The sequence below is a fragment of the Acinetobacter sp. Q85-2 genome (assembly GCF_013420555.1).
Classification (GTDB): domain Bacteria; phylum Pseudomonadota; class Gammaproteobacteria; order Pseudomonadales; family Moraxellaceae; genus Acinetobacter; species Acinetobacter indicus.
In genome coordinates this window covers 43,239-68,758 of sequence record NZ_VOXW01000010.1, presented here as the reverse complement: position 1 = coordinate 68,758, position 25,520 = coordinate 43,239, and the positions used below count along the sequence as shown (strand labels likewise).

Annotated in this window: 22 protein-coding genes; 12 read left to right on the top strand and 10 right to left on the bottom strand. The window is 48.2% G+C overall.

Annotated elements, in window-relative coordinates; translation table 11 throughout:
* The first annotated feature begins 238 nt into the window (after nt 1-238).
* Genes pilB through coaE form a run of 4 tightly spaced genes read left to right on the top strand, consistent with a single transcriptional unit; the run spans nt 239 to nt 4,681 of the window.
* Nucleotides 239-1,945 (top strand): type IV-A pilus assembly ATPase PilB, encoded by a 1,707-nt coding sequence (gene pilB, locus FTT68_RS07530; protein ID WP_168370330.1) that lies wholly within the window; start codon nt 239-241, stop codon nt 1,943-1,945.
* A 30-nt stretch (nt 1,946-1,975) separates the two neighbouring features.
* Nucleotides 1,976-3,202, top strand: coding sequence for a type II secretion system F family protein (locus FTT68_RS07525; protein WP_016659656.1), 1,227 nt, complete (start codon nt 1,976-1,978; stop codon nt 3,200-3,202).
* Entirely contained in the window at nt 3,202-4,062 is an 861-nt protein-coding gene (locus FTT68_RS07520; protein WP_005181774.1) for an A24 family peptidase, read from the top strand. Before FTT68_RS07525 ends, FTT68_RS07520 begins: the two co-directional genes overlap by 1 nt.
* A gap of 10 nt (nt 4,063-4,072) precedes the next feature.
* Complete coding sequence (gene coaE, locus FTT68_RS07515) at nt 4,073-4,681, top strand: dephospho-CoA kinase (RefSeq protein WP_005181773.1); 609 nt, start codon at nt 4,073-4,075, stop codon at nt 4,679-4,681.
* Here the strand turns inward: coaE and FTT68_RS07510 are convergent.
* From FTT68_RS07510 to FTT68_RS07500, 3 genes are all read right to left on the bottom strand, one after another.
* A complete protein-coding gene (locus FTT68_RS07510; RefSeq protein WP_016659657.1) occupies nt 4,678-5,598 on the bottom strand; it encodes a DMT family transporter in 921 nt (306 codons plus the stop codon). The genes coaE and FTT68_RS07510 overlap by 4 nt on opposite strands.
* A 17-nt stretch (nt 5,599-5,615) precedes the next feature.
* Nucleotides 5,616-6,368: a 23S rRNA (guanosine(2251)-2'-O)-methyltransferase RlmB gene (gene rlmB, locus FTT68_RS07505; protein ID WP_005181769.1), complete on the bottom strand. Its 753-nt coding sequence runs from the start codon at nt 6,366-6,368 to the stop codon at nt 5,616-5,618.
* A gap of 105 nt (nt 6,369-6,473) precedes the next feature.
* Nucleotides 6,474-6,797, bottom strand: a complete 324-nt coding sequence (locus tag FTT68_RS07500; RefSeq protein WP_005181767.1) for a pyrimidine/purine nucleoside phosphorylase — start codon at nt 6,795-6,797, stop codon at nt 6,474-6,476.
* A gap of 711 nt (nt 6,798-7,508) precedes the next feature.
* Here FTT68_RS07500 and recN point away from each other — a divergent pair.
* From recN to FTT68_RS07480, 4 genes are all read left to right on the top strand, one after another.
* Nucleotides 7,509-9,173 (top strand): DNA repair protein RecN, encoded by a 1,665-nt coding sequence (recN, locus tag FTT68_RS07495; RefSeq protein ID WP_168370329.1) that lies wholly within the window; start codon nt 7,509-7,511, stop codon nt 9,171-9,173.
* 109 nt (nt 9,174-9,282) lie between these two features.
* Complete coding sequence (locus FTT68_RS07490) at nt 9,283-9,837, top strand: YqgE/AlgH family protein (RefSeq protein WP_005181761.1); 555 nt, start codon at nt 9,283-9,285, stop codon at nt 9,835-9,837.
* Nucleotides 9,830-10,270, top strand: a complete 441-nt coding sequence (ruvX, locus tag FTT68_RS07485) for a Holliday junction resolvase RuvX (protein WP_016659659.1) — start codon at nt 9,830-9,832, stop codon at nt 10,268-10,270. Before FTT68_RS07490 ends, ruvX begins: the two co-directional genes overlap by 8 nt.
* Before the next feature lie 119 nt (nt 10,271-10,389).
* Nucleotides 10,390-11,157, top strand: coding sequence for an IclR family transcriptional regulator (locus tag FTT68_RS07480; protein WP_016659660.1), 768 nt, complete (start codon nt 10,390-10,392; stop codon nt 11,155-11,157).
* An 85-nt stretch (nt 11,158-11,242) separates the two neighbouring features.
* On the opposite strand, the gene FTT68_RS07475 is transcribed toward FTT68_RS07480, so the two are convergent.
* Complete coding sequence (locus FTT68_RS07475; protein ID WP_016659661.1) at nt 11,243-11,866, bottom strand: alpha-ketoglutarate-dependent dioxygenase AlkB; 624 nt, start codon at nt 11,864-11,866, stop codon at nt 11,243-11,245.
* A 137-nt stretch (nt 11,867-12,003) separates the two neighbouring features.
* Here FTT68_RS07475 and FTT68_RS07470 point away from each other — a divergent pair, with 137 nt between their 5' ends.
* Nucleotides 12,004-13,806: an ABC transporter ATP-binding protein gene (locus FTT68_RS07470; RefSeq protein WP_177155272.1), complete on the top strand. Its 1,803-nt coding sequence runs from the start codon at nt 12,004-12,006 to the stop codon at nt 13,804-13,806.
* 82 nt (nt 13,807-13,888) lie between these two features.
* Here FTT68_RS07470 and pgsA read toward each other — a convergent pair whose 3' ends face one another.
* From pgsA to uvrC, 3 genes are all read right to left on the bottom strand, one after another.
* Nucleotides 13,889-14,476, bottom strand: coding sequence for a CDP-diacylglycerol--glycerol-3-phosphate 3-phosphatidyltransferase (gene pgsA, locus FTT68_RS07465; protein WP_034598126.1), 588 nt, complete (start codon nt 14,474-14,476; stop codon nt 13,889-13,891).
* Nucleotides 14,477-14,584: 108 nt separating this feature from the next.
* A complete protein-coding gene (locus FTT68_RS07460) occupies nt 14,585-15,379 on the bottom strand; it encodes a thioesterase family protein (protein WP_180006873.1) in 795 nt (264 codons plus the stop codon).
* Between the two features lie 114 nt (nt 15,380-15,493).
* The gene (gene uvrC, locus FTT68_RS07455) at nt 15,494-17,293 is read right to left on the bottom strand and encodes an excinuclease ABC subunit UvrC (protein WP_168370328.1); all 1,800 of its coding nucleotides are present in this window, start codon (nt 17,291-17,293) and stop codon (nt 15,494-15,496) included.
* 173 nt (nt 17,294-17,466) lie between these two features.
* Here uvrC and FTT68_RS07450 point away from each other — a divergent pair, with 173 nt between their 5' ends.
* A complete protein-coding gene (locus tag FTT68_RS07450; protein WP_168370327.1) occupies nt 17,467-18,543 on the top strand; it encodes an AAA family ATPase in 1,077 nt (358 codons plus the stop codon).
* Here the strand turns inward: FTT68_RS07450 and FTT68_RS07445 are convergent.
* Together FTT68_RS07445 and lpxO are read right to left on the bottom strand one after the other, a co-directional pair.
* Nucleotides 18,532-18,948, bottom strand: a complete 417-nt coding sequence (locus FTT68_RS07445; protein ID WP_005181729.1) for a PH domain-containing protein — start codon at nt 18,946-18,948, stop codon at nt 18,532-18,534. The genes FTT68_RS07450 and FTT68_RS07445 overlap by 12 nt on opposite strands.
* 121 nt (nt 18,949-19,069) lie before the next feature.
* Nucleotides 19,070-19,984, bottom strand: a complete 915-nt coding sequence (gene lpxO, locus FTT68_RS07440) for a lipid A hydroxylase LpxO (RefSeq protein ID WP_075167599.1) — start codon at nt 19,982-19,984, stop codon at nt 19,070-19,072.
* A 489-nt stretch (nt 19,985-20,473) separates the two neighbouring features.
* Between lpxO and fadB the strand changes: the two genes are divergently transcribed.
* Together fadB and fadA are read left to right on the top strand one after the other, a co-directional pair.
* A complete protein-coding gene (gene fadB / locus FTT68_RS07435; protein WP_180083975.1) occupies nt 20,474-22,627 on the top strand; it encodes a fatty acid oxidation complex subunit alpha FadB in 2,154 nt (717 codons plus the stop codon).
* Between the two features lie 12 nt (nt 22,628-22,639).
* A complete protein-coding gene (fadA, locus tag FTT68_RS07430; RefSeq protein WP_160243593.1) occupies nt 22,640-23,812 on the top strand; it encodes an acetyl-CoA C-acyltransferase FadA in 1,173 nt (390 codons plus the stop codon).
* 146 nt (nt 23,813-23,958) lie between these two features.
* Here fadA and FTT68_RS07425 read toward each other — a convergent pair whose 3' ends face one another.
* Entirely contained in the window at nt 23,959-25,320 is a 1,362-nt protein-coding gene (locus FTT68_RS07425; protein ID WP_005181726.1) for a nucleobase:cation symporter-2 family protein, read from the bottom strand.
* Between the last annotated feature and the right edge of the window lie 200 nt (nt 25,321-25,520).

Sequence of the window (25,520 nt, the reverse complement as noted above, 5' to 3'; positions counted from 1 at the left end):
AATCGATTCAGGACAGAACAATTTGTTGCGGCATTTTTAGATTTGCAGTCTAAATAGGCCCATCTGAACATCGGCTTAACAAAAATCTTTGCCGATTAATTGCGACTGGTTCATGCTTTTAGGGGATACTTAGGTGGTGACATCATTTTCAGATATGGTATTTTTATGCAACAAAAGTATAATTTTGTGATACCAATTATAAACAAACTTTTTTGATTTTTTTTAAGGACGTTGGGGAATGTCAGTACAACAAGCAATGCCTAGATTTACAGGTTTTATTCGGCGACTGGTCGAAGAAGGGCTTGTGACGGCTGAAAATATGCAGCAAGCCATTGTCGCGGCGAAAAAAGCCGAGACCGATATTGTGCCGTATTTAATTCAGCAGTTGCAGATTTCACCGCTGACCATTGCTGAAAAAATTTCCTATGAATTTGGTGAACCGATTTTTGACTTGGCGGTGTACGATTCGCGTCTGATTGTACGTGAAGGTCTGGATGAAAAACTGTTCACCAAATACCGAATTCTGCCCATTTTCCGACGTCACAATCAGCTTTATATCGCTACCAGTAACCCAACCAATATCGAAGCCATTGATGCGATCCGCTTTAACAGCAAGCTGAATATTGAAGTGGTGATTGTTGAGCATGACAAGCTGGAACGGCTGATTGAACAGAACTTTACCGAAGACAGCACCTTTGACTTTGATGAAGACTTTGATCTAGAAGTTGGCGACAACGCTCCCGAAACACAAGAAGATAACGATGAGCCACAAGGCGATGAAGCCCCAATCGTCAAATATATTAACAAGTTACTGATCGATGCAATCCGTATGGGCGCCTCGGATTTACACTTCGAGCCTTATGAAAAAAGCTACCGGGTCCGTTACCGGATTGACGGCGTACTGCGCCAGATTGCCAATCCTCCGTTACAGCTGGCTACACGGCTCGCCTCACGTTTAAAAGTTATGTCACAAATGGACATCTCGGAAAAACGTATTCCGCAGGATGGCCGGATCAAGCTCAAGCTGTCAAAAAACAAAGCCATCGACTTCCGTGTCAACTCACTGCCCACCCTGTTCGGGGAAAAAATTGTACTGCGTATTCTCGATCCATCTAGTGCCATGCTGGGGATTGATGCACTTGGTTATGAACCGGAGCAAAAAGAGCTGTTTATGGAGGCGCTGGACAAACCACAAGGCATGTTGCTGATCACCGGCCCGACCGGTTCCGGTAAAACCGTATCTTTATATACCGGCTTAAACATTCTCAACCGCGAAGACACCAATATTTCTACCGCCGAAGATCCGGTGGAAATTAACCTGGAAGGCATCAATCAGGTCAACGTCAACCCGAAAGTGGGTCTGACCTTTGCCGCAGCACTAAAATCATTCCTGCGCCAGGATCCGGATATTGTCATGGTCGGTGAGATCCGTGATCTGGAAACTGCAGAAATTGCCATTAAAGCCGCACAAACCGGTCACATGGTCATGTCGACGCTGCACACCAACAGTGCACCCGAAACCCTGACCCGTTTACGCAACATGGGCGTCCCCTCATTTAACATCGCCACCTCGGTGAACCTGGTGATTGCCCAGCGTCTGGCACGTCGTCTGTGTCAGAAATGCAAGGCCCCGGTGGAGATTCCACGCCAGAGCCTCTTGGAACTCGGTTTTACCGAAGAAGATTTAAACCAGCCAGAGTTCCAGCTGTATCAGCCGGTTGGCTGCCCGGAATGTCGTGAAGGTTATAAAGGCCGTGTCGGGGTCTATGAAGTAATGAAAGTCACCCCGGAAATCTCACGCATTATTATGGAAGATGGTAATGCCTTGCAAATTGCAGCAGCCTCGGCAAAATCTGGGTTTAACAATTTACGCCGTTCAGGATTAATCAAGGTCATGCAGGGGGTCACTTCTTTACAGGAAGTGAATCGTGTGACCAGCGAATAGATGAAGCATTTAAAATAAGGATAAACACGCATGGCTGTCAAAAAAGCACAGATGATGCCCACCTTTATTTATGAAGGGATTGACCGCAAAGGGGCAAAACTTAAAGGGGAACTGCCAGCACGTAATATGGCGCTGGCCAAGGTCACGTTGCGCAAGCAAGGGATCACCATCAAAACCATCCGCCAGAAGAAGAAAAATATTCTTGAAGGCTTGATGAAGAAAAAAGTCTCGACCCTGGACATCACGATTTTTACCCGCCAGCTGGCGACCATGATGAAAGCCGGTGTACCGCTGGTGCAAAGCTTTGAAATTGTGGCTGAAGGTCTGGAAAACCCGGCCATGCGTGAAGTTGTATTGGGGATTAAAGGCGAAGTCGAAGGGGGCAATACCTTTGCTGGTGCACTGCGTAAATATCCGCAACATTTCGATAATCTGTTTTGCTCGCTGGTTGAATCGGGTGAACAGTCGGGTGCTCTAGAAACTATGCTGGACCGGGTAGCGATCTATAAAGAAAAGAGCGAATTACTCAAACAAAAAATCAAGAAAGCCATGAAATACCCGGCAACGGTGATTGTGGTGGCGGTGATTGTCACCATTATCCTGATGGTCAAAGTGGTACCGGTGTTTGAAGAACTCTTCACCTCTTTTGGTGCCGACTTACCAGCCTTCACCAAAATGGTGGTGAATATGTCGCAGTGGACCCAGAAATACTGGTTTGTGCTGATTATTGTGGTCGGCTTTGCGATTGCAGCTTTTCTGGAAGCCAAGAAACGCAGCAAGAAATTCCGTGACCTGCTGGACAAAGCCGCCCTGAGAGCACCAATTTTTGGTGATCTGGTGTATAAGGCGATTATCGCGCGTTATAGTCGTACCCTGGCCACCACCTTTGCTGCCGGTGTTCCCTTAATTGATGCACTGGAATCCACTGCCGGCGCCACCAACAACGTGGTTTATGAAGAAGCAGTAATGAAAATCCGTGAAGATGTCGCCACCGGTCAGCAGTTGCAGTTTGCCATGCGGGTCACGGATAAATTCCCATCCATGGCCGTGCAGATGGTTGCGATTGGTGAAGAATCCGGTGCGCTGGATGCGATGCTGGATAAAGTCGCTACTCACTACGAAAACGAAGTCGATAACGCCGTCGATGGCTTAACCTCGATGATGGAACCACTGATTATGGCCGTTCTCGGGATTCTGGTCGGCGGTCTGGTGGTCGCGATGTATCTCCCAATCTTCCAAATGGGCTCTGTGGTTTAATGCAAGAATTCATTCATTATCTGATTCAACACCCAACTGCGCTGTATTTCGTAGTTGGGATTTTTAGTTTATGTATTGGCAGTTTTCTGAATGTGGTGATTTACCGCACGCCAAAAATGATGGAACAGGAATGGCGCAATGACTGTCAAATGCTGCTGCATCCTGAACAGGCCATCATTGATGAAAGCAAAATCAGCCTCAGTCAGCCAGCCTCGACCTGTCCGAAATGCCACAGCCCGATTCGCTGGTATCAGAATATTCCAGTAATCAGCTGGCTGCTTCTACGTGGCAAATGTGGCCAATGCCAAAACCCGATCAGTATTCGTTATCCTTTTATTGAACTGCTGACCGCAGTGTGTGCCTTAACCGTAGTCGCGGTTTTTGGCCCGACCCTGCAAATGCTGTTTGGCCTGGTGTTGACCTATGTGTTAATTGCCCTGACCTTTATTGATTTTGACACCCAGCTGCTGCCTGACCGCTATACCCTCCCCCTGGCTGCACTCGGCTTGGGGGTGAACAGCTATGCCCTGTACACCTCCGCTAGCTCTGCCATTTGGGGATATATCATTGGCTTTTTATGTCTGTGGGTGGTGTATTACCTGTTTAAGCTGGTGACTGGCAAAGAAGGTATGGGCTATGGCGATTTTAAATTGCTGGCCGCCTTAGGTGCCTGGATGGGCCCGCTGATGCTGCCGCTGATTGTGTTGCTATCTTCTCTGGTTGGTGCAATCATTGGCATTATTTTGCTGAAAATCCGCAAAGAGAACCAGCCTTTTGCCTTTGGCCCTTATATTGCCATTGCCGGCTGGATCGCCTTTTTGTGGGGTGATGCAATCATGAAGCTTTATTTAGGTCAATAAGGACAACAGGATGACATTTGTTTTGGGTTTAACTGGCGGCATTGGCAGCGGTAAATCGGCAGCAAGTCACTGGTTTGAAACCCAAGGCATTGTGGTGGTCGATGCAGATGTGGTGGCACGTGAAGTGGTTGAGCCAGGCCAGCCGGCCCTGACCCAGATTCATCAGGCCTTTGGCGACTGGGTCCTGCTCAATGGCGAGCTCAACCGCCGTGCCTTACGCGAGCATATTTTTAAAGAACCGGCAGCACGCAAAACCCTGGAAGCAATTACCCATCCGGCCATTCGCCAGTCGATCATCCAGCAGTTACAGGCAGCCCGCAGTGCCTATGTGGTGCTGGTGTCTCCACTGTTATTTGAAAGCAACCAGCATGAACTGACCCAGCGCAACCTGTTAATTGATGCCTCTGAAGAACTGCAGATTCAACGCGCCTCACAACGCGATGGACAAAGTATCGAACAAATTCGCAAGATTATTCAGGTACAGATGTCACGCGCAGACAAACGCCAGCGGGCAGATGATATTGTGCTGAATGATGGTCATCTGGAGCATCTCTATGCCCAGCTTCAACCCTTACATCAACACTATCTGACTTTGGCGCAACAGCAGCAGTCGGTTTAAGACGGCTTGTTTTGTCGTTCGATTTGCTGGCTTAAGCTGTCTTTCCGGCCCCACCAGCGCCAAGGCTGTAACGCCCCAATGCCCATACCAAGCAGACCACAGACAATCGCCAGGCTCAATGGCTCATTCAGTAACGGTACCGCCAGAATAGCGGCAATAAACGGTGCCAAGGTCACAATACTGCCAGCCTTAAAAGCACCTAAACGCTTAATCGCTTCGACATAGCTGAGCGTGGCAATAATCACCACAAAAATTCCATGAAACAGGGTCTGGCCGATTAAATGCAGTGGTTCGGGACCACTCAGGTTTTTTGGAAAAAATAGCCAATAAATAGGCACATACACCAAAGCTGACCAGATGGCTACACTGGCCATAGAATGCCAGGCCGACAGCTTCCATTGCCGCAACAGCACCGTAAAGACGCCCCACCATAAGGCACTCAGGAAAAACAGCAGATCGCCAAAACCGAAAGCGACACCGGTTTCCTGATACATCAGCAGACTCATGGCAGCAATCGCCAGCAGCATGATCAATACGCTAATCCAGGTATGCCGGTCAAAGGGCTGTCGAAACAGCAACCAGGCCGCCAGTGCAGTACATAAGGGAATACAGCCATTCAAGAAAATCGCCGCATGCGCCGCTGGCACAAAATGAAATGCACTATAAGCCGTCAGGCAGTAACCGACACCGCCAATCATCGCCAGGATAAAGGACTGTCGGGTCCATAAAAATGCCGTATCTTTACGATATAGCAAAACCGGCATCAGCAGGCAAAAGGCCAGCATAAAACGCAAGGCCACCAGATCCCAAGCACTAATGCCCCACAGGGCACTTAAACGGGTACTCAGGGTAAAGCCCCCCCAAATACACATGGTGATGGCCAGTAACAGATAGCCTTGCTGACGCGCGTTGATCATTAAGATGGAAAGAGCGCTTAAGCCGGTTGACGCTGACGGCAGGCTTCATACAGCGCCATGCCGGTGGCCACACTAACATTCAGACTTTGCAGATTGCCCATCATCGGGATATACACGGTTTGATCACACTGCGACTGGGTGATTGGGCGCAAACCGGTATCTTCGGCTCCCATCACCACACACACCGCCGTACCGGTGAAGTCAAACTTCTGGATCGGCAAGGCTTTTTCATCCAGCATGGTGCCGACCACGCGCACATTAAACTGCTCTTTGATTTGCCCCAAAGTACGGGCCAGATTGGTAACCTGAATAAATTTAACTTTCTCGGCGCCACCAGCAGCCACTTTACGCGCCGTTGGGGTCAGGCTGGCTGAACGGTCACGCGGTACAATCACCGCTTCTACACCCATGGCTGCTGCCGTACGGATACAGGCGCCCAGATTATGCGGATCGGTGACCTGATCCAGAGCCAGTAACAGTGGCTGATTGGACTGCTGCAACAGCTGTTCCAAATCTTTTTCATTTAAGGTTGGATGCGGACGCACCGCAGCCACCACGCCCTGATGAAATGGCAAACCGGCCAGTTTTTCCAGGCTGTCACGACTGGCTTTTTGTACGCTAATACCAAACGGCTCTGCCAGTTCCAGAATACGCTGTAAACGCTGGTCATCACGACCTTTGAGGGTAAACAGGGTTAATACACGCTCCGGTTCAAGTTCTAACAATGACTCTACCGAATGAACGCCATAATAATATTCTGGTTTTGCCATGAATGACCTCAACGCTGTGCTGTAAATCCAAAAGAAAAATCCTGCAAAGGAAACTTTACAGGATTTCTGTGTCGGCCTAGTTTAACCGATTTGGGCTAAAAATGCTTAGCCTTCTAAATGACAAACGTAGTCCAGTACATCATCAGTTTCAATCTTAAAACGGCTGTTGCCCGGTACATAAAAAGACTGACCAGCGCGGAAAAGCTCACTTTCTTCGCTATCAGCGATTTGCACACGACATTCACCTGAAATAATTTCCATCCGTTCAGGAACATGCGTTTCGAAAGTTAAGGCTTGTTCAGTCGGTAAAATCACACCCAGCGTCTTTTTGGTGCCATCTTCAAATTGCACCGTATGACTAATGCAGAGCCCGCCAAAATAAACATTGGATTTTTTTACCACTGATACATGATCAAACTGAGCTGACATGCGTATTCTCCAGCTAACGCGTTTTTATATTTTATGATTGAGGTAGTGTAATGCTGCCTACTGAACTAATCAATCAATCTTCATCTAAGGTAAATCACTCTATTTCCTGTCGTTTCAGGCAAGTCATTTTGCCTGGCACGCGAATAAATTCACCTCATTTTTGCGAGAGTCTAAATCAACTTTCAGGCAAGTACAAATACCTTTTAATCGCAGATGAACTAAAGTTCAACGCCCCCATTGCACTCTCCGACCATCTGTATTTTCAGCCTGACAAATCCTGCGCCGAACTGGTTCAATTCGGGTTATGCATCTGACTGATTTTCATCTGAATCTCTAAATATAGTGAGCACTTTTCTGCTCGTTTTCAGCTTGTCTGATAATCATAAAAAATTTGATGATTGGCAGATAAAGTTATGCAACATTCTGCCGACGCTGTATTGCAAGCACATGAAACTGGACACAGTTTTCTGTTTCAGATGAAGATAAGAGTAGATATTCCGATTGCGGCACTAGCGACTTGATCTACATGGTGGATGTAGAACCTCTGCTCACAGCACACCGCTGAATATTCTGTACCGAGAAGTTTTATTTTTCTGCAAAAATTAAGCTAGAATGATCGTGTTTTTTCAGTTGCTTAAAATAAAGGGCGATGCTTTGCACTGCCCAACCTGACACTCTTCAACTCAAACTTTTCGCAGCCTGGATGCGTTTATGCTGACACATTTAACCCTGATCAATTTTGCCTTAGCCGACCGTTTAGCCATTGATATTGAATCTGGTTTTAACGTCCTGACCGGGGAAACAGGTGCCGGAAAATCATTATTGCTGGATGCACTTTCGGCCTGTCTAGGCGAACGCACCGACACCAATTATGTTCGTTATGGCGCAGACAAGGCCGATGTCACTGCCACCTTCAGCTATCATGACGGTAGTCCAGAAGCCGAGTGGCTAAAACAGCAGGAACTGGATGATGAATCGGGCGAAATTCATTTACGCCGGGTAATTTTCGCCACCGGACGCAGCAAGGCCTGGATTAACGGCCGTCCGAGCAGTCTGTCTGAGCTCAAAGAAATTGGCCGTTTGCTGGTGCAGCTGTATAGCCAGCACAGCCAGCAGCAGCTGTTAGAACCGCCTTATCCAAAACACTGGCTGGATCGTTATAGCAATTTTTATGCGCCAGCCCAGGCCGTACGCGATGCCTATAGCCAGTGGCAAAAAGATATTCGCCAGCATCAGGCGGCTTTGGATGCCCAGGCGACGCGTAAACAGCGCATCGACACACTGGAATTGCAGCTGGAAGAATTAGAAGAAGTGGTCCAGGTCGATTATGCCGATATTGAACAGGAATTTGATCGCTTAAGCCATCATGAAGCGATTATGCAGGATTGTGCCTATAGTCTGAACGGGCTGGATGAAGCAGAGCCAAACCTGAGCCAGGAACTGTCCTCGATTTTACGGCGTCTGGAAAGCCATGCCGGCCGCAGTGAACAGCTGTCAGAAATTTATACTTCCCTGCTGAATGCGCAAAGTGAAATTGAAGATGCCACCGCCAGTTTGCGTCATTTTATTGACCGGCAGAGTTTCGATCCGGAGCGGATGGAAGAACTGAATTCCAAACTGGAAATTTTCCATCGTCTGGCCCGTAAATATCGCACCCAGCCAGAATTATTGAAAACCGAATATGACAACTGGCAGGCCGAGCTGGAACAGCTGCATCAGCTGGAAGATCCGGAAACCTTGGCCGAACAGGTCGAAGTGTCCTATCAGGACTTTTTGGCCAAGGCCGAACATTTAGACCAGATTCGACGTGAAGCTGCCGGACCTTTGGCCAAACAGCTGACCGAACAGGTGAAACAGCTGGCCTTACCAGAAGCACATTTTGAATTTAAATTTGAGCCTTTAGAGCAGCCATCGAGTGAAGGCTTAAGCTTTATCCAGCTGCTGTTTACGGCCAATAAAGGCATTCCAGCACAACCACTGGCGCGTGTCGCTTCGGGCGGTGAACTGTCGCGTATTGCGCTGGTGATGCAGGTCATGAATGCTGAAAAAACCGAAGCAGAAGTGCTGGTGTTTGACGAAATTGATGTCGGGATTAGTGGTGGTACTGCAGAAATTGTGGGGCGTTTACTGGCCGGTCTGGGGCAGCACGTACAAATTCTGTGTATTACCCATCAGGCGCAGGTTGCGGCTCAGTCTGACCAGCACCTGCTGGTGAAGAAACAGCAGACTGATCCGGCCAGTAGTACTATTTTAATGCTGCAAGAAGAAGAGCGGATTCTGGAACTGGCACGGATGACTGGTGGCGTCGAAATTAACGAAACCACCTTGCAGCATGCCAAGCAGTTACGTCAGCTCAAGTTTCAATCTGGCGTATAAAATCACTGAAAAACCACAAAAAATGTTTGGTGAAATAGCAATCCTCTTGTAACGTGATGATTAAGACCTATATCTATATCAGAACATACATTTTAGGAGAAAGGCTTAGGTGACCAAACAATATCTGACACATCGCTGTCTTATTGCGCCACCCGAGATAAATGATGACTTTTTTGCGAATACTGTCATTTATTTGGCGCGTCATGATGAAGACGGGGCGCAAGGCATTATTCTCAATCGTCCGGCAGGGATTCAAATTAAAGAGTTACTGAATGATCTGGATATTGAAGCCGATCATGTCCATCCACATGAAGTATTGCAAGGCGGGCCGCTGCGTCCGGAAGCTGGATTTGTGCTGCATACTGGCCAGCCAACCTGGCATTCATCCATTGCAGTTGGTGAAAATGTCTGTATTACCACTTCCAAAGATATTCTGGATGCCATTGCGCATAACGAAGGCGTAGGCCGTTACCAGATTGCCCTCGGCTATGCCAGCTGGAGCAAAAACCAGCTGGAAGAAGAAATTTCGCGTGGTGACTGGCTGATCTGTGATTCAGATATGGACCTGATTTTTAATCTACCCTATAGCGACCGTTGGGATGCTGCCTACCGGAAAATTGGAATTGACCGCACCTGGCTTGCATCAGAGATTGGCCATGCCTGAGTCTACTGCACACCTGATTATGGCCTTCGATTTTGGCACCCAGAAAATGGGCATGGCGGTGGGTCAATCCCTGATTGAAAGCGCCACGCCGCTGGCCCTGTTTCCCATGAAAGATGGTATTCCAAACTGGGACGAACTGCTGAAACTGGTGAAACAGTATCAGCCAAATTTATTTCTGGTTGGCTTGCCACTGAACATGGATGATAGCGAGTCAGAGCTGTCGACCCGGGCGCGCAAGTTTGCCCGACGTTTACGTCATCAGACCAATATCGAAACCCTGATGGTGGACGAGCGTTTGACCACGCGTGAAGCCCGTGATGAACTGGATCATTATCAGGCTCAGGGACGCGGTAAAAAAATTGCCGCCGACAGTATTGCGGCTGCCCTGTTCATTGAAAGCTGGTATCGTTATCCGCAAGGCGTCCAGCCTTAAAATCTCGCTGTTGACGTCCAAATCCCCTTTCTCTTGGTTTTCAGCTCAATCCGGTCTGTTATGATAGTCAGTACCGGATTTTTTCATTGATCTTTTTTCACGTTGTAGAGTAATCACTGATGGCAATATCGAGTTTTGGCAAAATTTTGATGGTTCTGAATTTATTTTCAGTGTCACGTCCGGTGATTAATGTCGATATGATCAGTGAAGAACTGGGCCTGTCCAAACCGACCAGCTACCGCTATTTAAAAGAACTGGTTTCGGCCGAATTATTGCAGCGTTTAAGTGGGACTTCGGGCGATTACACCCTCGGCTCGAAAATTGCAGTGCTGGATTATATTTCCCGCACCACCGATCCACTGGTGCAAATCAGCATTCCGTTTATGCAGGATATTGTGCAGCGTACCGAATTTTGCTGCGTACTGACCTATCTGAATCAGGATGCCTGTATCGACCTGCATGATGAAGTATTCCAGCATATGAATCTGCTGTCCTATGGCCGCGGCTGCCCACGTCCGGTGTATATGGGTTCGTCACCGAAAATCATGCTGGCGCATTTACCAAAACAGAAAATGCTGAATTATTATCAGCGTTTTGCCGTGCAGTTCCGTCAGTCCGGTTTTGCCCAGGATGAAGCCGAGTTCATCAGCAAAATGAAAAAGATCAAAAAACAGGGCTATTACTATTCTAGTGGTGAACTGGAACCGCAACTGGCCGGCTTGTCGGTGCCGATCAGACTCTCCAATAAAACAGCACCATTCACCCTGACCTTACTGGCCTCCAAAAACCGCTTTGAATTTGTCAATGTCGAAAAGCTGATTGCCATTTTGCAGGAAAATGCCGCGCTGATTGAACAGAAAGTTGAAAGTCTGAATCCACATACCTAGATTGATCTTTATCAAAATACAGCTGTTAAGATCAGCGTGGTGAGATAAATCTCTGCCCTGCCCGGCCTTTGGATCACAACCAGCATTAGAGTGGATAAAAATAGCGAAAGGTTAAATTGATTCGCGGCGTCACCACACGGCTGGATTTGGGCAGGCTGTGCTTCCAGTAGCGCTGGGTCTGCCCACGCATCACAATTAATTGACCACTCTGTAGCAGCAGCTCGACTTTTGCTGCGCTGTGTTTGTGCTTAAAGCTAAATTTACGGGTTGCACCCAGACTTAAAGAAGCAATCACCGTTTCTGCACCCGGAGATGCGACCAGACTCGGTTCATCATCACTGTGCCAGCCCAGTCCCTGACTGCCATCTGCATATAAATTGGCTAAACAGGAATTAAATGGATGTCCCACGATCTGTTCAATCTGCTGTTTTAACTGCCACAAAGCCGGATGCCAACGCTGCGCCTGCTTCAAACTGCCCGAATAACGATACTGATAATACTCATCACCATACCAGGCAATTTTCCGCGCGGTGACATAATGTTTGCCAAATAAGGTGACTTCATCGGCTTGCCAGGCCAGCTGCTGTAAACATTGCTGCAAGTAAGCGTGACTGTCCTCAGCGGACAGAATCAGCCCATAATCCTGCACGATCCCCTCATAGGGCAACAGATTCTGCCGTGGCTCGGGCGGAAACAGTTCCAGATTCATTGTGGCGTTTTCCTGCGAAGCGGAACTTCAGTTTAAACCCAAAACGGCTTCACAAATCAAAACATTCTCTGTGCTTGTGAGCCACGCCAAATCGACATAGACTGAAAAACAGGTTTTAGAATAAAAAATAATTGCTTATGAACTTATGGCAGCTCTTTCAGAAGCTCAAGCCCTTTGTGCGGCCGTATCGGCTGCTGGTGATTGCCACGCTGATTCTGACTTTAATTGGTTCTCTGACCGCACAGGTCAATGCCCTGACCCTGCAATATGCCGTCGACAGCATTAACCGGCTGGTAGAAGCCGGTCAGGGGCTGGCTGAAGGCTGGCAGATTCTGATAACCATTAGCGCCATTTTACTGGGCAAGGAAATCATTAATGCCTTTGTCCAATTCGGGCAGAAATTTTATGGTGAAAAACTGCGGATTTTTGTGTCGCAGGATTTGGCTCAAGGCATTATTGAGAAGTTCCTGACTTACCGGCTGGCGTTTTTTAATCAGGATAACAATCAGGCCGGCAAGCTGCAAACCCGGATTGACCGCGGCATTGGCTCCCTCACCCGGCTGGTACAAATCTTTTTTATTGATATTTTACCGTTATTTACCAGCGCGATTATTGCCTTAGGGCTGATGTACTGGGCCAATTTCTATGTCGGACTGGTGGCCTCGGCCATTGTGCCCATTTACTTCTGGCTGACCTATAAACAGGCCCAGAAACTTGGCAGCTGGCGCCGCAATTTACGTGATGGCCGCGAACGGAAAAGCCAGGGTATTCTGAGTATTATCAACTCGATTACCGTGATCAAATCCTTTAACCGGGAACATATCGAATCGGACAAACAGCTAAAACTGCAAAAGGAACTGACCGATAACCAGATGCATACCCGGCAGACCAGCTTCCTGTTTGATGGCCTGAAAACCTTTATTGAACAGATCGGAATTGTACTGATTATTATCCTGACTGCCTATTTTGTGCTGGATGGCCAGATGAGTATCGGCATGATCATGTATCACGTGCTACTGTTTAATAACGTGTCGGCACCAATCCGTTCACTGCACCGGATTTATGATGAAGTGAATGATGCCATGATCTACTCGGAAAGCTTTTTCCAGATTCTGGAGGCCGATGATGAAATTGAAGCCAGCGGTGCACAAAAACCGGCAATTCGTGGGCAATTCAATTTAAGCGGGGTCGAGTTTTATTATCCGAACGGGCATCATGCCTTAAAAAATATCGAGATGTGCATTCAGCCCAACAAGATTACCGCACTGGTCGGCCTGTCCGGTGCAGGGAAATCGACCCTGATCAGCCTGCTGGATAAATTCTATGAACCACAGCAGGGCAGCATTCAGTTAGATGGAGTGGATTTAAAAGACATCGACACCCAATACCTGCGTGACCATATCGGGCTGGTGCTGCAAAAAAACCATATTTTCCAGGGCAGTATTTTTGACAATATCCGCTATGGCAAAACCGATGCTTCTCAGGAAGAAGTGATACAGGCCGCCCAGAAAGCCTCGATTCATGAGCAGATTTTGCAGCTCCCGCAAGGCTATGACAGTGATGCCCTGATGCTCTCGGGCGGTCAGCAGCAGCGGATTGCACTGGCGCGGATGTTCCTGAAAAATCCACCGATTATTTTTCTGGATGAACCAACCGCCAGTCTGGATGCCATTGCCACCGAGCAGATCAAGCAGAGTCTGGATGAAATTAAACAGGGCCGTACCGTGGTGATTATCTCACACAGTCTGTCGCAGATTATTGATGCCGATTACACCTATGTCATGAAAGAAGGCGCGATTGCCGAACACGGCGAACATGACACGCTGTACCATCAGGACGGTGTCTATAAAGAAATTTTTGATGCGATGGCCAAAAGCCTGAATATTGAAAAGATTGCCAGAACCTTTGAAGATGATGCAGAAGAAGAAACCCATAGTTAAACCACAATCCGGTTAAAGATGAAGGAATGATTCTGTATTTTTTAATCCATAAAAAAAGCTCCTGTACAGGAGCTTTTTTGCCTTAAGGCTGTTTTAAATATGGCCAGGCGGCTTTTAAATAAATAAACATCGACCACAAAGTCAGCACCACCGCAGTATAGAGCAAGGCATAACCAAGCAATTCCAGTGGCTCCCAGTTCAGCAAGAACACGGAAATCGCAATCATCTGAAACGCAGTTTTATATTTCCCGACGGTAGAGACCGCCACGCTGGTACGCGCGCCGAGTTCTGCCATCCATTCACGCAAGGCCGACACGGTAATTTCACGTGAAATAATTACAATCGCGGCAAAGGCCATGGAAATGGTCGGCTGCCATTGCACCAAGACAATCAGGGCGGCTGCCACCATCAGTTTATCCGCCACCGGATCCAGGAAACGGCCAAAGGCTGAGGTCTGGTTTAAGGTTCGTGCCAGATAGCCATCAAACCAGTCAGTGACGGCAGCAATCACAAAAATAGCGGTCAGAATCAGATGCCGGGTCATCCCTGCATCATGATCATGGATTCCCATGGCAGGCGGCCAGTAGGCCACCAATAAAAATACGGGAATTAAGGCTATACGCGCTAAAGTTAAAATATTTGGAATGTTCAGGATTCGACCTGTTGTCATAGACACCGCCAATGCTTCCCCGTTATGCACGAGCTAAATGCACATATTTTTTGAGGGTTTATCCATCGTTAATAGGCTTCACTTTATACGAAATGGCAGAAAGTGTCACTAGGCAAAGACCGTTACGGTTTGCCGCGAAATGGCAATCAGCCGGTTTTCAGCATCCCAAAGATGCGCCGTTTCAGTAGAATAGCCATCTGCCGCATGCTCAGTAATCACTTTATATTTAAACCAATCATGCACTTGGTGGCGGATCGGATGCACATAAGTAATATGCCAGGTCAGCGAACTGGCCGGTGACAAGGTTTTAAATAAAGGCAGTACACCCGGTGGCCAAATGTCCATCAGTGTGACCAGATCGGCCACAGTAAAGTCGCGGTTGGCATGTTTTTCTGGCGTATAGCGGCACCAGCCACCAAAATCGGACTGCTGGCTGCCGGTACACGGATAATCGCCTTCGGCCCAGCACACCTCAAACTGCTGATAACATTCCGGCATCAGCTGATGCACCGGTAAATAGTTAAGCTGCGCTGGTGCAGGATAATCCGGCGCCACCGGTTCCTGCTGTACCTGAATAGTGGACTCACGCGCCGCGCCAAAGCTGGCCAGCAAGATGCTTTGTACCGCATCATCCTGCCATAAGCGCACTTCCAGCGTGGTCACCGACTTGCCCTGTCGCAAAATTTCTGCACTGATTCTGGCCCGGCCTTCCCGTACCGGCCCGACAAAGGTCACCGATGCACTGAGCAGGCGTTTATCCGGGTCGGCAAGCACCGAAAGGGCTTTCTGCATCATCAGTCCGGCCACCAGTCCGCCATAGATGGTTCGACCCTGTAACCAGCCTGTTGGAATCTGAATCCATTCATCCTGCTCGATTGCGGCAAATACAGAACGCAGCGACATATATTTTCCTTTTTATTGAGTGCGCTTCATCTTGCAGCTTTTCAGTGTGGATGTGAATGGTCAATCGTATACTGGCCAGTGACTATTTTTGCCAATAGGTCAAATATGCCGGACTTATTCGTGCAGAATTTTATAGATGGTCCGCGCCATGACCTGCCCCAGTCCCGGTACCAGCATCAGGTCTTTTTCCGAGGCTTTTAGCACGCCCTGAATCCCGCCAAAATGGGTCAGCAAATCACGGCGGCGTTTTGGTCCCAGGCCGGGAATCACTTCCAGCACCGAACTGCCACGTTTTTTATCACGTTTGGCCCGATGCCGGGTAATGGCAAAACGGTGCGCTTCATCCCGTACCTGCTGAATCAGATGCAGAGCTTTATGATCTTCCGGCAGCTGGATTTTGCTGCCATCGGTAAAATGCAAGGTTTCCAGTCCGGGTTTACGCCCCTCGCCTTTGGACACGCCGACCATAAAGGCTTCCAGTCCCAGTTCCTGCATCACTTCCATCGCCATATGCAGCTGGCCTTTACCGCCATCAATCAGCAGCAAATCCGGCAGCATGGCTTTTTTATAACGTCGGGTCAGGGCCTGACGCATTGCGGCATAGTCATCGCCTTCGGTAATGTCATTGATGGAAAACTGGCGATAATCGCGTTTGCGCGCACCGCCCGAATCAAACACCACACAAGACGCCACGGTCGCTTCGCCCATGGTGTGGGAAATATCAAAACATTCAATCCGGTCAATAGGACGCCCCACCACCTGCTCCAGCTGATGAAAACGCTCATTCAACTCGAAGTGATTGGCCAGCTTGCCTTTAATCGCGTGTTGCACGTTCATTTGTGCCAGTTCTTGCCATTCGGCCCGGGTTTCGCGGACTTTGTGCTTGATCTGGACTTTCTGCTGAAACTGCTGCTGTAGCGCCTGCTCCAGCTCTTTGGCATCTGGCAGTTCTATATTGACAATCAGCTCGGCCGGTACTTCATCGGCGACCTGAAAATAGAAGTTGGCGATAAAATCGGACAGCATCTGGCCCTGATCATCTCCGAGCATATCCGGAAAATAGCTTTTCCCGCCCAGCATCTTGCCATTGCGCACATGCATAATCTGCACACAGGTCACCCCGGCCTGATAGGCAATTGCCAGAATATCGGCTTCGCCTTTGACCTTATAAATCGCCTGCTGTGCCTGTACATCGCGCAGCAAGGCCATCCGGTCCCGATAAAACACTGCTTTTTCAAATTCCAGTGCTTCGGCCGCGGCTTCCATTTTGGCAATCAGTTCCTGATTCAGTTCACGGGTATCGCCCTGTAAAAAGCGGATCGAGTTCTGCACATCTTCCTGGTAGGCTTCCGGTGAAATCAGCCCGACACAGGGCGCCGAACAGCGTTTGATCTGGTATTGCAAGCAGGGACGTTTGCGCTGGGAAAAATAGCTGTTTTCGCACTGGCGCACATTAAACAACTTTTGCAGCACGATTAAAGTATCACGGGCGTTGTAGGCACTTGGATAAGGCCCGAAAAATTTACCGACCTGATGCTTGCCTTTGCCACGGCCACTGGCAATCCGCGGATAAGGCTTGTCACTGGAGACAAAAATATAGACATAAGATTTGTCATCGCGCAGCATGATGTTATACGGCGGCCGATGCAGCTTGATCAGGTTCTGTTCCAGCAGCAAGGCTTCGGTTTCAGAGCGTACCACCAGCGTTTCAATATCATAAATCCGCGCCACCAGCGCCTGGGTTTTCGGATGTTCGATGGTTTTTACGAAATAGCTGGACACGCGATTTTTAAGATTCTTGGCCTTGCCCACATATAACAGTTCCCCATCTTTACCCAGCATGCGGTAAATACCGGGTAAGGTGGTCATATTGGCCAGAATTTTGACAATATGTTCGCGTGCGTTTTCGTTCACATTCAGCCTATTTATCGATCTCGTCTGCTCTAGCATGATGTGATGGTGATTCTGCTATTTTCAAGCATTGCCGCGCAAGCATGCCGGCAGAAATGACATGATTGCTACAAAGTCTTAGTGCCACAGACAAATTTTGCTATGCTGAACTGCTTGTCCCGCTCAGGATTCAGTTTATGCACACCGTCCACTCTGCCATGCATATTATTCAGCCGACCACCTCAACACATGCGACATCGGAAAAAGACCGCCTGATTGGCAAACCGCGCTTTCATTTTGAACCGCGTGAAGTGATGCAGCTGCTCAGAACCCGGATTATTGGACAGGACACAGCCTTAAATGAAATTGAAAAAATGCTGCATGTGGTCAAGGCAGATTTTTCCAGCCCGGAACGTCCGCTGTCGGTGACGCTAATGCTGGGGCCAACTGGCGTCGGTAAAACTGAAACTGTCCGGCTGATCAGTGAAGCGATTTATGGCCGCCCGGATGCTTTTTGCCGGATTGATATGAACACGCTGGCACAGGAACATTATGCAGCAGCACTCACCGGTGCACCGCCGGGCTATGTTGGCTCCAAAGAAGGCCATAGCCTGTTTGATGAAACTGCGATTGCAGGCAGTCACACCCGCCCCGGCATTGTGCTGTTTGATGAACTGGAAAAAGCCTCGACTGAAGTACTGCGCGGGCTAATGAATGTGCTGGACACCGGCAAACTGACCCTGACTTCTGGCACCAAAACCATCGACTTTCGCAATTGCATGATTTTCATGACCAGTAATGTCGGTGCCCAAGCTGCGCAGCAATATCTGGACAAGCTGAATCTGTTCCCGAAAAAAATGCAGGACCTCTGTCTAAAACGTCTGCCGGCCAGACAGATTATTGAAAAGGTGATGCAGCGCCGTTTTGATCCGGAATTTCTCAACCGGATTGACCGGACCCTGCATTATGCGCCGGTCCAGGAAAATGCCCTGCCGCAACTGGTCGAGATTGAACTGGAAAAACTGAACAAACGCCTGCAGCATCAGAAACGTCAGGTGCAGCTGACCGATGCCGCCAAGGCTTATTTTTATCAAGGACATGATATTCGCTATGGCGCCCGGCATTTGGGCCGCCGCATGCGCACCGAACTGGAACCGATTCTGGCGCTGTATTTCCTCAGTCATCCAGAGCAGCTTAGTCTGTGTCTGGACTGTCAGGATCAGCAGCTGTTGATTCAGCCGGACCCAGCGACCAGCACTGAATCAGGACGATAAAGGCTGTTTAATCGCGGCGCAGAATTGCTCCGGATGCCGCGGCGACACCAGCACAAACTTGTTCACGCCATCTTGCTGATAGTCAATCTTTAAGCGTTTTAAGGACATGGCCGGAGATGCCACCGAGTTATTGGTCGGTGATACTTTTTGAATCTGCGCCAATGGGATGCGCCAGCTTAAAAACAGGCAGCGGATGGTCAGGCAGTCTTCGCTCACACGATAGCGGGTATTCCACACCGGCCACCAGATCACCACAATGGTCAGCAGATACACCGCGGTATGCACCGGATACGCTTGCATGGTGCCTTTGGCCTGCATGGTCAGCAACAATTGCACCAGCAGCCCAGTCATACAGATCAGAAAAGCCAGCACCCACCAGTCAATTTTGGAACGAAATTTCTGCATTATTTTCCCCTTTACTGTCTGTATCTTACACAAAATTTATGGGGGCTGCTGTATTCGGCCGTGCAGAAAAAAACGCCCATGTGGGCGTTTGGGTTGGAGTGCAAAAGATCAGCATGTCATCTTAAAACAGATAAGGCCGGATAAAAATCAGGAAGAATAGCCCCAGCATCAGCACCCATTTTAAAATGTAATATAGGGTCCGGTTTCTGGCTTTCAGGGCCTTGGCTTGAATCCGGATCTGATAAACATAGGCAAAGACTTTATTCAGGCCGCCAGTGCGGTCCCCGACTTCATTGGGCGAGCTGGCCGCCGTCATCACCTTTTTACCAAACCAGTGATTAAACTTTTGCATCCAACGGGTAGTTAACGGCCGCTCGACATCGGCAAAGAAAATAATCCGGTTTTGCGTAGTGCCATTTTCAGCATAGTGAATATAGGTTTCATCAAATACCACACTTTCACCATCACGCCATGAATAGCGCTGGCCATCGACATCAATAAAACAGCGCTCATCATTCGGGGTCATTAGGCCCAAATGATAACGCAGCGAACCGGCATAAGGATCGCGATGCCGGACCAGGCGGCTGTCCGGTGCCAGTTCGGTAAACATTGCCGCTTTGATACTTGGCAAGGTTTTTAATAAAGCCGTGGTTTTCGGGCACAGCTCGGCCGCAGAAGGATGCGCGGTGTCATACCATTTCAGGTAAAAGCGTTTCCAGCCGGTTTTAAAGAAAGAGTTAAACCCCAGATCATCATATTTGCTGGAGGCCTTGATGCCGCCTTGTTCATACAGCGCTTTGGCCTCATCGCGAATCATCTCCCAATGTTCATCCAGCACTTTTAAATCCTGAAAATGCTGGGTGTCGATATAGGGCTGATTCGGTACGCGTGAAAAACGGTACATCAGAAAATTAATCGGGGCGAACAGGGTCGAATGGTCAAAGAACTGACGATAAAACGAATGCCGAACTTTGCCGCGTTGCTGGATATAAAACGCTGAAATGACAAAGATGGCCAGAATAATCCACTTAAGCATAGCAACATCCGGGAAATTGCCGCCCTGTACAGGGACGACAGACAAGCCAAAATATCGGCGAGCATAACAAATTTAGCCAGGCCAATCAGCCGGTCGTTTAAGACACAGCGTTGCAAAACTGGCGCTGTTCAGGTACCTGTACTGCCCTGCCCATTCACACGAATTGACTTTTTTGACCAAAACACCACAACTCTGGCATGGGCAGCGCCAGCTTTTTCCGTTATAAACAGAGGGCAACTGCGCCAAAAAAGTAAAACTGAAACAAGTACTTCATTGGCTTTTAAGCGAAATAAGCAGGAGAAGAAAGGGAACAAGACCTTGATTGGGCATAGAAAAATTGATGACCCTAGCGTCACGGCTTGATACAACTTGTTATGTTCTTTTTCGATATAGTTATCGTAAGATTAGCGAGGCATAGAAGTGTGCGGGAAATGCACACTCGCTTCACAACATCAACTTAGAAATCCTCCAAAATAAAGGAGATCAGGCATGATCCACGCTGGCAATGCCATTACCGTCCAAATGCTTTCGGACGGAATTGCAGAATTCCGCTTTGACTTACAAGGTGAGTCGGTCAACAAATTTAACCGTGCAACGATTGAAGATTTTAAAGCTGCAATTGACGCTGTCAAAGCCAATAGTGAAATTAAAGGCTTGGTGGTCACTTCAGGCAAATCGACCTTCATCGTGGGTGCAGATATCACTGAGTTTGGTGAAAACTTCGCACAAGGCGAACAAGCAATTGTGGAATGGGCCTTGCCTGTTCACGACATCTTCAATGCTTTTGAAGATCTAGATATTCCTAAAGTGGCTGCCATTAATGGTATGGCGCTGGGTGGCGGTTTTGAAATGTGTCTGGTCTGTGACTACCGTGTCATGTCCGAACAGGCGCAAGTCGGCCTGCCAGAAATCAAGCTGGGAATCTTCCCAGGCTTTGGTGGTACAGTACGTTTAAGTCGTTTAATCGGGATCGACAATGCGGTGGAATGGATGGCAATGGCCAATCCGAAAAAACCAGCCGCAGCATTAAAAGATGGTGCAGTAGATGCCGTTGTTGCCGCAGACAAACTGACTGAAGCCGCAGTTGATCTGGCTAAACAGGCAGCAGCTGGCCGTCTGGACTGGAAAGCAAAACGCCAAGAAAAATTAGACCCTGTAAAATTGAACCCACTTGAACAAATGATGGCGTTCAACACGGCGAAAGGTGCGGTATTAGCCAAAGCGAATCCTGCACAATACCCAGCACCAAAACTGTTACTCGATTCATTACAAGCCGGCGCTGGCCTGAGCCGTAATGATGCCCTAAAAGCAGAAGCGGAAGGCTTTGCTAAAGCTGCTGTAACGCCTCAAGCAGGTGCGTTGATTGGTTTGTTTATCAACGACCAAGTGGTGAAAAAGACCTCGAAAAAATATGAAAAAGGTGCACATCCTGTGAACCAAGCGGCTGTACTCGGCGCGGGTATCATGGGCGGTGGTATTGCTTACCAAGCGGCAAGCAAAGGCACACCAATTATCATGAAAGACATCGGCAACCCACAATTAGCATTGGGGATGTCTGAAGCAAACAAATTGCTGACCAAGCAAGTTGAACGTAAAAAAATGACACCTGCCAAAATGGGTGAAACTTTGGCACGTATCCGCCCAACTTTAAGCTATGACGAGTTTAAAGAAGTGGATATCGTGATTGAAGCCGTGACTGAAAATCCAAAAGTCAAAGGCATTGTGTTGGCTGAAACTGAGAAAAATGTTCGTGACAACACGATCATTGCTTCAAATACGTCTACAATTTCAATCACACGTTTGGCTGAAAACCTACAACGTCCAGAAAACTTTGTCGGCATGCACTTTTTTAACCCAGTGCACATGATGCCATTGGTAGAAGTGATTCGTGGTGAAAAAACTTCACCTGAAGCAATTGCGACCACTGTGGTTCTTGCTCAGAAAATGGGTAAAACACCAATTGTTGTGAACGACTGCCCAGGCTTCTTGGTGAACCGCGTATTGTTCCCTTACTTTGGTGCATTCGACTTGTTACTTAAAGATGGTGCAGACTTCCAGCAAGTCGACAAAGTCATGGAAAAATTCGGCTGGCCAATGGGTCCTGCTTACCTGATGGACGTGGTTGGTATCGACACTGGCGTTCACGGTGCAGAAGTTATGGCAGAAGGTTTCCCTGACCGCATGAAGCCAGACTATAAAGGCTCAATCCAAGTCATGTACGAAAACAAACGTCTTGGTCAAAAAAATGGCGTAGGTTTCTACAAATATGAATTGGATCGCAAAGGCAAAAAAGCCAAAGTGGTTGATCCAACTGCATACGAGCTTGTGGCATCTGTGGCAACATCTGAAAAACGCGAATTTGATGCACAAGAAATCATTGACCGTATGATGTTGGCGTTCTGTAACGAAACTGTTCGTTGCTTAGAAGACAATATCGTGGCAACACCATCTGAAGCAGATATGGCGATGATTATGGGTGTAGGTTTCCCTCCATTCCGTGGTGGCCCATGCCGTTACATCGACCAAACAGGTGTTGCTGAATATGTTGCGCTTTGCGACAAGTATGCACACTTAGGAAAAGCTTATGAAGCGCCACAAATGTTGCGTGACATGGCTGCTAACAACAAAAAATTCTACGGTTAAGGAGCAACGTGAATGGCTACTTTAAATCCACGTGACGTTGTCATCGTTGATGGCGTACGTTCTGCAATGGGTAAAACCAAAAACGGTATGTTCCGCAATGTACGTGCTGACAGTCTATCGGCTGAATTGGTTCGTGCTTTAGTTGCTCGTAACCAATTTGATGTCAACGAAGTTGAAGATGTAATCTGGGGCTGTGTCAACCAGACTCTGGAACAGGGCATGAACATTGGCCGTAACATTGCCTTACTGGCTGAACTGCCAAAAACTGTGGCGGGTCAAACTGTGAACCGTTTATGTGGTTCATCCATGCAGGCGATTCATACTGCAGCGGCGCAAATTGCTACTAACCAGGGTGATATTTTCATTATTGGTGGTGTTGAGCATATGGGCCATGTAGGCATGATGCACGGCATCGACCTGAATCCTGAAGCCTCTAAATACTATGCCAAAGCATCAAACATGATGGGCTTAACTGCTGAAATGTTGGGTCGCATGAACGGTATTTCGCGTGAAGAGCAAGATGCCTTTGGTGTGGAATCACATCGTCGTGCATGGGCTGCAACACAAGAAGGTCGTTTTAAAAACGAAATCATTGGCATTGAAGGTCATGACGCAAACGGCTTTAAACAGCTATGCGACATCGACGAGGTGATTCGTCCAGATGCCAACCTTGAGGCGTTCCAAGCTTTACGTCCTGTATTTGACCCGAAAGGCGGTACAGTCACTGCGGCAACATCTTCAGCATTGTCTGATGGTGCATCTGCGATGCTGCTTATGTCTGCTGAACGTGCACAAGCTTTAGGTTTGAAACCACGTGCGGTGATTCGCTCTATGGCAGTTGCAGGCTGCGATGCAGCAATCATGGGTTATGGCCCTGTACCTGCAACACAAAAAGCGCTTAAACGTGCAGGCTTGTCAATTGCAGACATTCAAACTTTTGAATTAAACGAAGCGTTTGCTGCACAAGGTTTGTCTGTTCTTAAAGGCTTAGGCATTTATGATCAGCAAGATCGTGTGAACTTGAACGGTGGTGCAATTGCACTCGGTCACCCATTGGGTTGTTCAGGTGCGCGTATCACCACCACATTGCTGAACGTGATGGAACAGCAGGATACACAAATCGGTTTAGCGACCATGTGTATTGGTTTGGGCCAAGGTATCGCGACGATTATCGAACGTGTTTAATCTTTAAATACCAAGATAAAAAACCCCGCTTAATACGGGGTTTTTTATATTCGCAGAAATCACTTAATAAAAACGCCCCATGTGCTACATCGGGCGTTTTTAAATTGCATCTCAATCACGACTGAAGCAAGCTTCAGCTCATCGCCTTAATGTTCCGGCTTGGCCACTGTGGTTAACACTGGCTCAACCACTGTCTTTTTACCAAAATGAAGATGGTTAAACAGGATATTCAGGAAAATCGCCATCACACAGGTCGAGCTAATGCCCGAATGGAACAGGGTTTTAAACCAGGTTGGAAACTGGGCATAGAAGGAATGATCAATAATTGGAATCATCCCGGCGGCTAAAGACGTTGCCACAATAATCAGGTTTTTCTGATCGCTATAGTCCAGTTTAGATAAAGTACGAATTCCGCTGGCCGCCACTGTACCAAATAGGACCAGACCAGCGCCGCCTAATACCGGCGTAGGAATGGAAGCAATAATACGGCCCATAATCGGTAGCAGGCCCAAGATCACCAGAATCAGGCCACCGGCAGCTACCACAAAGCGGCTTTTCACACCGGTAATCGCCACCAACCCCACATTCTGAGCAAAGGCACTTTGCATAAAGGTGCCAAAGAAGGGCGCTACTGCTGAGGAAATCATATCGGCGCGCAAGCCATTGGCAATACGCTTGTCATCGACTTTGGCACCGACAATATCTCCCACTGCAATAATATCGGCCGTGGTTTCAGTTAACACCACCACCATCACAATGGTCATGGCCAGAATTGCAGACAGATGAAAAGTCGGTGCGCCAAAAGCCAAAAAGTCAGGAAAGGCAAACCAGGCACCCTCACCCACTTTGGAAAAATCGCCAAAACCCAAGACATAGGCCAGAATCGAACCGATCAGAATCGCCAGTAAAATTCCGGTACGGCGAATGGTTTCAGAACCAAAACGGCTTAAAAGCAGCAAAATCCCCAGGGTCATGGCGGCCAGACCAATATTTTGCATAGAACCCCAGTCGGGTGCATTGCTATTGCCGCCCATAATCCAGCGCACAGCCACCGGCAATAAAGACAGGCCGATGATGGTAATCACACAGCCGGTCACCACCGGTGGAAAGAAACGGATAATCTTGGCAAAAAATGGCGCCAGCAATAACCCGATTAAGGAGGAGGCAATCACCGCGCCCAGAATGGCATTAAAACCGCCACCCGTGGTGGCAATACCCACCATGGTGGCTACGCCGGCAAAGGACACGCCTTGTACCAGTGGCAAGCGTGCCCCGAAATATTTCACCCCCAAGGTTTGTAACAGGGTCGCCAGTCCGCCCATAAATAATGAGGCAGTAATCAAAATCCCGATTTGCGCAGCAGTTAAACCGGCCGCTGTGCCGACAATTAATGGCGGTGCCACAATACCGCCATACATGGTTAATACATGCTGTAAGCCATAAGTCAGGCTTTTTCCTGTCCCTAAAAATTCATCTTCGGGCGAAATATTCTGTTTGCTCGTTGTCATATGTAGCCCCACGCCGCAGCTTAGTGATGCTTTTCTCTGAAGCCATCCTTAAAAATATACTGGCCCTTGCCTGCATGTTGCAGACAAGCGCGATTCCTGCGGGATTGGAGCAATTACTATGCCATTTTAAAAAATCTGCCGGATTTTGCTGGTAAATCGGCACCAACATGAGGAGGAGATGAACTAGTTAAAAACAAGAA